Consider the following 11,043-nt stretch of genomic DNA (forward strand, 5'->3'; position numbering starts at 1 on the left):
ATTACTCGCCCTCCTTTTCATCGCCTGCCGTATCCTTGACTGAGATGTGCGCCTGCCACATATCCCTGTAAAGTGTGCATTTGCTAAGAAGCTCCTCATGTGTTCCGTGAGCCTCCACATTTCCTGCATTTACCACAAATATCTGATCCGCATCCTTGATGGTGGAAAGTCTGTGGGCTATGACTATCAGCGTCTTACCCGCCACAAGCTTGGCGATAGAGCTCTGAAGTATGGCCTCATTCTCCGGATCGGTGTAGGCTGTTGCCTCATCCAGTATAACTATCGGCGCGTCCTTCAGCATCGCCCTGGCGATGGATATCCTCTGTCTCTCACCGCCCGACAAATGTCCACCTGCACCGCCGACCACGGTGTCAAATCCGTTCTCAAGGTTCATGATGAAGTCGTAGCAACCACTCTTTCTGGCTACCTCCTCGACCTCGGCGTCCGTGGCATCCGGTCTTCCCTGTCTTATGTTGTCCCTGACTGTCTCGTTGAACAGGTAATTATCCTGTGACACATACGCAAGCCTGTCGTTGAAATCCGCCAGCGCGATATCCTTTATGTCCACGCCTCCGATCTCTATGCTTCCGCTGTTCACATCCCACAGTGAAGCTATCAGCTTGGCTATTGTAGACTTTCCGCTTCCCGACGGACCGACTATCGCATTTACCGTTCCCGCCTTTATATCCATGCTCACGCCGTGGAGTATCTCCTTGTCGTGATAGCCAAATGTAATATCTGTAACCTTTATTCCATTGTCCTTCGGCTGTGCCTTTGTTCGCTCAGGTCTCACAAGCTCCGGCTGCTCCAGGATTCCTGTCACCTCTCCGATGACTGTCGACAGCTTGCCTAAGTCATCGGTGTATGAACCGATGGTGAGCAGCGGGCCGACTATTCCAAGTGAGAGGATGATACACACAACGAAATCCGCTGTGGTGAGCGAACCATTTGACACATAGCGCGCACCTATCGGAAGGACCGTTGCAAGTGTGTACGGTGTGATGACGAACATGGCTGCTTGGAAGAATGAGCACTTCTTCATCCAGTTGATATACGAGTCTGCGTTCTCCTTTGCCGCCTTTGTGAACTTGGCATATGAGCTCTCTGTCTTGCCAAATGCCTTGATGACCTCAATTCCATCTATGTACTCCACTGCTGCGTCGTTCAGCGCCTTGGTCTTCTCAACTGTCCTGTTGTAGTTCTCCTGGAAATCGATCATCATGCCCATGTACGTTGCAAATCCAACGACTATCGGGATAAATGAGAACAACGCCAGTCTCCAGTCAACCATGAAAAAATACACAATGACAATGATAGGCGCCAGCAGGTTGGATGTAAACTCAGGCACAACATGTGCCAGAGTCGTCTCTATGCTGTCTATTCTCTCCACCATGATGTTCTTGAATGATCCCGATGGAGTGTCCTTCACATATCCAAGCGGCACCCTTGCAAGCTTGTCACAGCATGACTTTCTGATATTTGCAAGCACGGTAAATGTCGCCTTGTGGGAACATGCCGTTGATACGCTGTGGCAAAGCTCTGCAAGTATAAATGATCCCGCTATGATAAGAGCCTTCACCATATATTCCCTGAGATCCTTATCCCCGTCAAGGAACATCCTGACCACGTCCGCAATGATGAAATACGGAACTATCTTGAATACTACATTGATAACCGCCAAAATGACGCTCCACACATAGGATGATTTCTTCTGCCCCGCCCATGTGAGGACCCAGCTCACCGCTGATTTCTTTTTTTCTTCCACTTTTTCTCCTCCTTATATCTTGAGCAAAAACTTGTTCGTTTTCACTTATTTGCATTAGTTTCGCCTAACCTCATAGTTTAAAATTATGCGGTTCGGTATTTTACCTTGCCGCATACCTACTGACTACTCCGGAAACTGCACCTTCCATAGTCTCTCCCAGCCTCCGGTGTAGAACTTCTTGAGCTTGCCGACATTCTCTATCGCAGTCTCACGATCCATGTCGTGTTCTATGATCTGGAATATCGCCGAAAAAAAGCCACTATATATCATATGACAAAGGCTGTCGCTTATGTCCGGCACATTTATACCGGCTCTGTGCATCTCATCCACATACTGCTTTGAAGATCTCATCTCACGGCCTACCAGATTATGTATCATATCTCCGTATTTCTCATTGTCGCTGCACCGCAGCAGAAGTTTAAAATTATCATAATGATCATACACATAATTAACCATCTGATCCATTCCGTTTCCGGATGCGCTTGCCATATTCTCTGTCTGCTTCTCCGGAGGCAGACTTTGGAACTCCTCAAGCACGCTGTCATATATCCCATACAGCTCATCCACATACGGATCTATCAGTGCATCAAAAAGTGCCTCCTTTGTAGGATAATATTTATAGAATGCACCTGTTGTAAGTCCGGCATCTTTCACAATGCTTCTGAGCGATGCCCCTGCAAATCCATACTCAAGGAAATGATTCAGTGCTGTTTTCAAAATATTTTGTCTTGTGTTCTCTGCTTTTTCTGTCATAAAGACTCCTCTCCCGTTTAATGTGCCTCGCTTCTGACCGAAACAGATTCCAAATGCAAGTGCCATACCAACCATCAGACACGCGCAAATATAGCAGTGTTATATTACACTGTTATATTTTATATATAATCTCCCTGTTGTCAAGTGCTGTTTTGATAATTTTTCAGCCATATCAAATTTTTGATAAAATATGCGCTTTACCCTTATAAAAAACAACCACCTGATATACAATACGATATCAAGTGATTGTCTAATTAGTTTTTCTCTCTTCTTCTCTGCTCTCTTGTCTTATTCTTTTCTCTATCTCCACACTCTTCATATACTCAAGACCTACCTCTCCATCTTTCTTAACTGCGGTCACTATCCGATGAAGCTCTCTCGTAATTTGTTCTGAGTGTATCAGAATCCCAAGCAAAGTCCAACTACGGATTGCAGTTCTTACAAGGTGCATATCCCTCAGATATAAGCTCGTCCCTTGTGGTCGTTCTCTCAGATTTATTCGCTTCCTTCATCTGTTTCACACTCCTGCATGATGGCTTATGAAACTTACCGGTGTTGGTGTTGACTATGTATGTATCCTCATCCGCAGACTCCTTCTGGATCTCCGATGTATCACTGCCAATATCTGACTCCGTATCCTGAGTTTCTCCGATCATTCCAGCTTCTGCTGTCTGGTCATCATCTCCTTTTTCCTCTGATACTTTAGTGCTGGCATTCTCTCCCGGCACCACATAATCCGGATCCGCTTCGCTGTCCCCTGTAGCATAGTCGATTATCACGCCTGGCTGTACATTGTACACATACACATTGAAACTTACTCCTGCGCCTTTATCCTCCACGGACTCCGCCTCCATCTGCACTCCGGACGCAACCAGATTGTCTCCATCGTATACAGGTGTAACCCTGTAAAGCACATGATTTCCAGTACTTTCCACATAATCAGCTACCTCATTTTCAAATGGCAGCATGCCAGTGACATTCAGATATCTGGTTCCAGTTATCAGATTCTTTTCATTTGCATTCTCCCCGGCAAGCTGATATCCGATCAGATGGCAGCGATTATACAGATAATTGCCGTCTATACGATCATTGTATTTAACTGTATGCCACCCTGAAGGCTTTATCATACCTATCTCGCCGCGCTCCTCCGTTGGCATAATCTCCTTACAGATATTGGCATAGGCAACTCCACATCTTCCAAGAAAGTCCAGATCGCTGTAATTCTCAAATGCCTCCGTCACCATCTCATCCTCACTGAAATAAGGCACATTGCCATTTATCTCACAATATGCCTCTCCCGAATATATGGGAATATCAGCAATCTCCATGCTCGAAGCCTGCTGATCTGCAATATTCTCAGATGATGCCGCACTGCTTTCAGGTGACGTGTTGCCGGTGTTATCTTTTTTCTCCGCAGCTGTGGTATTCTCTGATTCTGAGGTATCTTCTACAGTCTCCTTCTCATATCCCTTTACCGCGGACCTGCTGCCATCCGCAATTCCTGACATACTGCACCCGGACATCAGCAATGCAAATATTGCTACATACAGTACACTGTAAAATTTTCTTTTCACGTCACATTCTCCTCTCTGAAAATGTTATCCCTGCCTATATACATCCTATTAAAATTTAGCTATCTTTTTCCAAAATGCATAATAACATTCTACATTTTGTCATCCGTTTTGTGAATACATCCCCGCATAAAACCTCAATTCAAAACAAAGAGTTTTCACTAGCTGCTTTAACGAATCATTGCAACAAAAAAGAGGATATATACCACATGTGATACATATCCTCCTTACAATTTATGCTCCCTTGTGTAAGCTTTTCCCTACACCATTCCATTTGCGACCTTATACTTGTAGAGCATCTCCGCATGATTCTGCTCCTCGATCTGTATATCCGCCAGAAGCTTTCTCACCGCGCTCTCGCCAAATGCAAATATCTCTCCATTGTACTCGCCTGACACAAGCTTCTCTGTTCCAATACAGTCTGTTGCAAGGAACTCATCATTCTTCTTATCCTCGGAATCGTCCATCATCTTGTATGTCTGCTTTGGCTCATAATCTTTTCCATCGCTGTCATTGCAGTCACACTGTGGAACCTGTCCGTCAAGCACCTGGGTAAGTGAATCATAGTGCTTCTGCTCTTCCTTCTGTATAGTCTGGAACAGATTCTTAAGCTCAGGATCCTTCGCCTGCTCCGCATATCTTCCATATTTCTCCACACAGGACTTCTCCTGTGTCTGAAGATCCTGGATAACTGTTTTCTCTTTTTCCTTTAATATCATAGCAATACTCCTTTCGATTAAAATTCATCCCATCGCATAGATATTATTGTCCAAAATAGTACAGCTCTATTCCTACATCTCTATTTTTTTATATTTTTCTGCCTTCTGGTCATTTATATATATGTATGGCAATGAAAAATCTCAGGACCGTGTCATACAATAAAAGGCGAATGCCCTGCAATTGTCATACAGCCATCCGCCATTATATCACATATATTTATTTTATTTCTGTAGTCTCACAAACTCTCTGCAATAAGCCACATACATTACAATCAACACAAGTCCAACAGCCACTATTGGCATCACGCCTGTGTCAAATGCAAACATGCTCATAAACGTAAGTATCCACATGACAAATCCTGCCTTAATTCCAGTCATAAATCCCTTCTTGGAGGATTTGGCTATCATGATAAGCTCAGCCTCGTCCGATGTGTTCTCCCAGTCACGGCGAAAATGCATATCGAATATATTTCCGCTTTTCTCCGGGTTAAGCTTCTTCTCTTCATCGATGACAAGCTTTTCAACCACACAATACAGTGCCATAGATATCAGAAATATGAGCTCGGACAGCACTGTCAGGAATGTGCCACGCCCATCACTGTACGTCCTGTCCACAGCGTATATACACACCGGAAACAACACAAGTCCAACGAACACGATGACACACGGGAGATATGAGGCAGTCGTGATCCGACTCTCTATATCCACTATCACATCCTCGTTCTCTCCGTCCCAGCCTCTGATCATCCTCTTTATCTTCCCATACATGATAAATGACACCACAAACGTCGCCAGCATGAGCACACCATATACTATAGGCAGCGTATCAGCTGTTATCCACCATATATGATCCCAGTTGATCCCATCCAATGTGTCCTTGTTCACCGCGGCAAGCCTTCCCGCCAGGAAACCTCCCAGCAGACTTGCCAGGATCATGACCGCAAATATTATATATATCTTCAGATTACTTTTCTTGTTCACTTTTTTATCAGTATCCTTCATCTCATATCCTCTTTTCATTCTATGAATTAACACGACCTTATCCATATGTCAGGAATCATTCCTTATCATCCTCGTATTGGAATATATCCTCCACACTGGCACCACACACCTTTGCGATCTTGAGTGCCAGAGTCACCGATGGACTGTAATCTCCCCTCTCTATCTGACTTATCGTCTGCCTCGAGGTCTGCACCAACGCTCCCATCTCCTGCTGGTTTACTCCCAGCTTCGCCCGATATTCCTTCAGCCTGTTGTACAGCGGCATCTATATCACCTCCAGCTTGTTAATCTGTATTGTCATCATAATCAGGTCCATTATCTGTTTATGCCGTCCTCTCCATCAGAGCCCAATCCTTTTATTACATTGTCCGCATCTTCAGCTTCTGCTCTGTCTGCCAGCCCATGCTCTGCATACTTATGTGTGGATGTCCCCCATATCATGGAAAAGCTTATTCCAAAACAGAATCCAATGGAAATTCCAAGCGCCAAATTGTCAAACAGCATTCCGTACACTATACCAAGTGCAACACCTATGATAATTCCAAGTGGTGCGCCAGTGGTTTTATCGCGCTTACACACATATATTTTATCCCTCAAAAAGAATCCATCACTCTTCCCATCTCCAAATACATCTATCACATTCTGATACACATTGCTGTGGGCAACCTCCATCATGTCATCTGCCAGATACTCCACCTCAGGATGAATGTAATACTTTCTAAGCTTGTATATACTGAGTACATCCTTGCCACTTTCAGGTTCAGGCGTCAACTCACTCCTGGCAATATCTTCTTTATCAAAGATAAAGCAGCTCCACATCTGCTTGTTTCTGAAGAAACCATACACAGGGAGTCCCTTTTCCAGACCTTGGCGGATTTCGCGCTCAAGCTCAGTCATATCACAGATCTCAGCAATAACATCCCCCAGCTTGTTCTTCTTTAACATTCTCTCTGTGATCATTGTCACGGAATACCCCTTGACCTGCGTCTTCAATTTGTCCACTGGTTGGGAGACGATCATGCCCTCAAACATAGCTTGTAGTGTTTCACAGGTAGATTTCTTATTACCTTTATCCATGCCATTTTCACTTAGATTGTCCTTTTTATTTACACCTTGCTTTTCCCTCATATCCTCATAACTCCATTTTAATTCTTACCACTAAAATCCCATTCCAAATTCAAGCTATATATATTATATATGCCAAATGACAACTATAGTTGTCATTTCTTTTACAATTGAGTATAACAAATGACAAGGAAAGTTGTCAATAACTTTTGACAACTTTCCTTGTCATCTCAATGTTGGAACGGAGGCACCTGAAACCTGGAGAACCGCCAGACTGATGCCTGGCAGTGCAACAACTAAACAATTGAGCAAGATCATCTTTTATTAAATGATATCATACTTCTCCACATCCACGACTGCCTGTCCCTCACATAACAGCTCTATTCCATCCGCTTCAATAGGTGTATATATCGCCGTGCTCATTGTCATAGCTCCATCATTTACAAACAGCTCTATCGAATTCCTGTCCAGTATAAATCTGAGCTTTATACTATCTTGAGCCTCCTGCTGTTCATCAACCTTTCCCTTGACATCCCCGTAACATTCTGCTGATTTCACGCAGGCTCTTCTGATACACACCACATCTTTCTCAAATCCGGCAAATGTCCTGTCCATCTCTATTATATTATTTTCTCTGTCATATATAAATCGAGTATAATATCCGCTTCCCTTTGCCAGATTCACGGTAAATCTGCTGTATTTGTTTCCAGTGATTACAAATGTCACATCCAGACTTCTTCCACTTATACCTTCCAGACTACGCCGTCCACTCACTACTTCATCTGAGTACCTGACCATATTAGCATGATACTTCTCTATCTCTCTCACTGGCTTCTGTATCAAGCATCCATTTTTCAGAGATATCTCCCTCGGAATCGTCATCATTCCCTGCCACTTCTGTCCACCGGGTATCCACAGATTATGCCACGACTGCATCCACGCTATCATTATCCTTCTGCCATCCGGCAAAAGTGTAGTCTGAGGCGCGTAGAAATCTGTTCCATAATCAAGTGATAATGGCTCTCCACCGTCAAATTTCTTCTCACCTTTATCAAATTCTCCAACAAAATAGATAGAATTATTTCCATTGTGGAATTCATATCCCTCTGCTTTCATTCCCGTAGGCGATACGAGAAGTACATGATGATCGTCTAATTTGAAGAAATCATGGCATTCCCATATGCCGCCCAGATCACCTTCATTCCGTGCAAGGATACTCTCAAATGTCCAGCTTTCCATATCAGCGCTCGAAAGTAATACCACAAGCCCCTTATTATCCTGATCCCCACAGCCTGCAGCCATATAGTATCTGCCTTCCTCAAGCCATGCCTTCGGATCTCTGAAATCCGCTCTGCTCAATCCCTCCGGCAGCATATCTCCGGTCACCACCGGGTTATTCTGTATTTTTTTATATGTAACGCCATCACCAACCGCTATGCTCTGGTTCTGCAATACCCCATCACCGTTGGGATTTTTCATAACACTGGTATATATCAGGACATGCTCTCCATCTTTTTCAATGGCCGTACCTGAGAAACAGCCCTCGGCATCATATATCGTATCAGGTGCAATCGCCACAGGAAGCTGCTCCCATCTTATCAAATCGTCACTGACCTGATGCCCCCAATGCATAGGTCCCCATTCCGTACTGTACGGATGATACTGGTAAAACAAATGCACCTTACCATTATACACAGAAAATCCATTCGGATCATTCATCCAACCGACAGGCGGAGTCACATGAAACAACGGTCGCTCATTCTTATCTATTTCATTCTGAGTTTCGTATTCCCTCGATGCAGCAAGTGCCTCGCTAACCACATTTTTTCCCGTCATCTTCCCATTTATATCCATCTCTTTTTCTCCTTTATACTTACATGGTTTATATTTTGCGTTCTTTCAAATAACACATTTAAATCAATAAAATAGAGACATTTCCACTGTACCATACATAGCATCTCCTGAAAATGTCCCTAAATAAATTTATTTCCTATTTTATAATAAACCTACACTGAAATATCTTTCAGCTCTGTCCGCCATAACTGTGGCTATAACTTTATCTTTCCCATATTTTTCTGCCATCTTCATAGCCGCCCATACATTTGCACCGGATGACGTACCTACAAGAAGTCCCTGTTCTTTGGCAAGTCGTCTCGCCATCTCAATGGCATCCTTATCCGCCACTTCCACTACATCTGTTACCAGTGATGTATCCAGGACATCCGGTATAAATCCATCGCCTATTCCCTGTATCTGATGGATTCCCGGGCCATCTCCATGTAGCGCTGACACTCCCTTAGGCTCAACGGCAACAATCTTCGTATCTGGATTTTTCTCCAACAGATATTTAGCTATACCTTGGAGAGTACCTCCACTTCCAACACCAGACACATATATGTCTATCTTCTGACCAAGCTGTTCACACATCTCAACTGCTGTTGTGCGATAATGCGCATCTGGATTTGCCTGATTGACAAACTGCTGCGGCATGAAATACTTCTCTGGATCAGATTCTGCTATCTCATTTGCCTTATCAACAGCACCACCGATGCTTAGAACCGGATCCGTAAGTACCAGCTCAGCACCAAATGCCCTGATAACCTTCTTTCGCTCCTCACTCATATTCTCTGGCATCACAATTATCACTTTATAACCTTTCTGAACACCACAGAGTGCAAGCCCTATTCCGGTATTACCGCTCGTAGGCTCTATAATAGTCATTCCCGGCTTGAGTTTTCCCTCACTCTCTGCAACCTCCAGCATGTTTTTTGCGATCCTGTCTTTAATACTTCCACCAGGATTAAGGAATTCCGCCTTGGCAAATATATTGTATCCTGTCGACTTTTTCAGACACATAAGCGGAGTATTCCCTATCAGATCAAGCACATCATTGTAATACATATTAATCCCTTCTTCTCTTTACTTTATATTATAATATTTTACATATTTTTCCACCAAAGTCACTATAAAATATATAGAACTGCCTTTATATTAATGTGGTTCATTCTCCTTTTTCATAGTTTGCCATTTTCCTTCCCACTAATATAAATAAAGCCTTGAAACACTGAGTTTTCAAGGCTTTTTAGCAGGGGATGAGAGAATCGAACTCCCACCAAAGGTTTTGGAGACCCCTATCATACCATTTGACCAATCCCCTATATACAGAAAAAATTTAACACCTGTTGCAGCGTTAAATTTTCTCGGTACTTTTATTTTGTACCTTCAGAATTTCACACAGAAAGCTAGTAACCTAACCCCATCTAACAACCAACGACTGTTTCAAAGTAAACTTTATTCTTTACTGTGTATGCCTTAGATTCTGCACCTTGCAGATATCATGCACACTTGCGTATCTCCAAAGCTTATCTCTTAGAAACCTCTAAGGATAAGTCCTCGACCTATTAGTACTTCTCAGCTGAGTGCGTTACCGCACTTACACACAAAGCCTATCAACCTTGTAGTCTTCAAGGGGTCTTACTCCGAAGATGGGATATCTTATCTTGAGGGGGGCTTCACGCTTAGATGCCTTCAGCGTTTATCCCTGCCAAACTTGGCTACTCTGCCATGCCTTTGGTAAAACAACAGATACACCAGAGGTTTGTCCATCCCGGTCCTCTCGTACTAAGGACAGCTCCTCTCAAATATCCTACGCCCACGCCGGATAGGGACCGAACTGTCTCACGACGTTCTGAACCCAGCTCGCGTACCGCTTTAATGGGCGAACAGCCCAACCCTTGGAACCTGCTACAGCTCCAGGATGCGATGAGCCGACATCGAGGTGCCAAACCACTCCGTCGATGTGAACTCTTGGGAGTGATAAGCCTGTTATCCCCAGGGTAGCTTTTATCCGTTGAGCGATGGCAATCCCACTTTATACCACCGGATCACTAAGTCCTACTTTCGTATCTGCTCCACCCGTCGGTGTCGCAGTCAAGCTCCCTTCTGCCTTTGCACTCTTCGAACGGTTTCCAACCGTTCTGAGGGAACCTTTGAGCGCCTCCGATACTCTTTCGGAGGCGACCGCCCCAGTCAAACTCCCCGTCAGACATTGTCCCCCAGCCGGGTTACGGCTGCAGGTTAGAAACCCAGTACTGTAAGGGTGGTATCCCAAGGTTGGCTCCATGGCAACTGGCGTCACCATTTCCTAGCCTCCCACCTATCCTGTACA

The 11,043-nt window shown here is 44.2% G+C and carries 9 protein-coding genes, 1 tRNA gene and 1 rRNA gene; all 11 read right to left on the bottom strand.

Annotated features, from left to right (window positions below; all coding sequences use genetic code 11):
- Nucleotide 1: 1 nt before the first annotated feature.
- A complete protein-coding gene (locus ABUA34_RS03935; RefSeq protein ID WP_349822869.1) occupies nt 2-1,765 on the bottom strand; it encodes an ABC transporter ATP-binding protein in 1,764 nt (587 codons plus the stop codon).
- A gap of 123 nt (nt 1,766-1,888) precedes the next feature.
- On the bottom strand, nt 1,889-2,518 hold the full coding sequence (locus ABUA34_RS03940; protein WP_022216873.1) for a TetR/AcrR family transcriptional regulator: 630 nt from the start codon (nt 2,516-2,518) through the stop codon (nt 1,889-1,891).
- Between the two features lie 422 nt (nt 2,519-2,940).
- On the bottom strand, nt 2,941-4,092 hold the full coding sequence (locus ABUA34_RS03945; protein ID WP_349822870.1) for a DNA/RNA non-specific endonuclease: 1,152 nt from the start codon (nt 4,090-4,092) through the stop codon (nt 2,941-2,943).
- A 257-nt stretch (nt 4,093-4,349) separates the two neighbouring features.
- Nucleotides 4,350-4,808 carry a ferritin-like domain-containing protein gene (locus tag ABUA34_RS03950; protein ID WP_055147620.1) on the bottom strand — a complete coding sequence of 153 codons (459 nt, stop codon included), beginning with the start codon at nt 4,806-4,808 and terminating at the stop codon, nt 4,350-4,352.
- Between the two features lie 222 nt (nt 4,809-5,030).
- Entirely contained in the window at nt 5,031-5,810 is a 780-nt protein-coding gene (locus tag ABUA34_RS03955; RefSeq protein WP_349822871.1) for a DUF3169 family protein, read from the bottom strand.
- Between the two features lie 55 nt (nt 5,811-5,865).
- Nucleotides 5,866-6,075 (bottom strand): helix-turn-helix transcriptional regulator, encoded by a 210-nt coding sequence (locus tag ABUA34_RS03960; protein WP_118017118.1) that lies wholly within the window; start codon nt 6,073-6,075, stop codon nt 5,866-5,868.
- A gap of 50 nt (nt 6,076-6,125) precedes the next feature.
- Entirely contained in the window at nt 6,126-6,812 is a 687-nt protein-coding gene (locus ABUA34_RS03965; RefSeq protein WP_349822872.1) for a glycine zipper domain-containing protein, read from the bottom strand.
- Between the two features lie 387 nt (nt 6,813-7,199).
- The gene (locus tag ABUA34_RS03970; RefSeq protein WP_349822873.1) at nt 7,200-8,729 is read right to left on the bottom strand and encodes a glycoside hydrolase family 32 protein; all 1,530 of its coding nucleotides are present in this window, start codon (nt 8,727-8,729) and stop codon (nt 7,200-7,202) included.
- A gap of 141 nt (nt 8,730-8,870) precedes the next feature.
- Nucleotides 8,871-9,776, bottom strand: coding sequence for a cysteine synthase A (gene cysK, locus ABUA34_RS03975; RefSeq protein ID WP_055147632.1), 906 nt, complete (start codon nt 9,774-9,776; stop codon nt 8,871-8,873).
- Nucleotides 9,777-9,961: 185 nt separating this feature from the next.
- Nucleotides 9,962-10,032: transfer RNA gene (locus ABUA34_RS03980), tRNA-Trp, on the bottom strand.
- Nucleotides 10,033-10,256: 224 nt separating this feature from the next.
- A 23S ribosomal RNA gene (locus ABUA34_RS03985) occupies nt 10,257-11,043 on the bottom strand; the annotation flags it as partial.

This window comes from Coprococcus sp. RTP21428st1_C9_RTP21428_210409 (genome assembly GCF_040227395.1).
In the GTDB taxonomy this organism is placed as follows: Bacteria; Bacillota; Clostridia; order Lachnospirales; family Lachnospiraceae; genus Coprococcus; species Coprococcus aceti.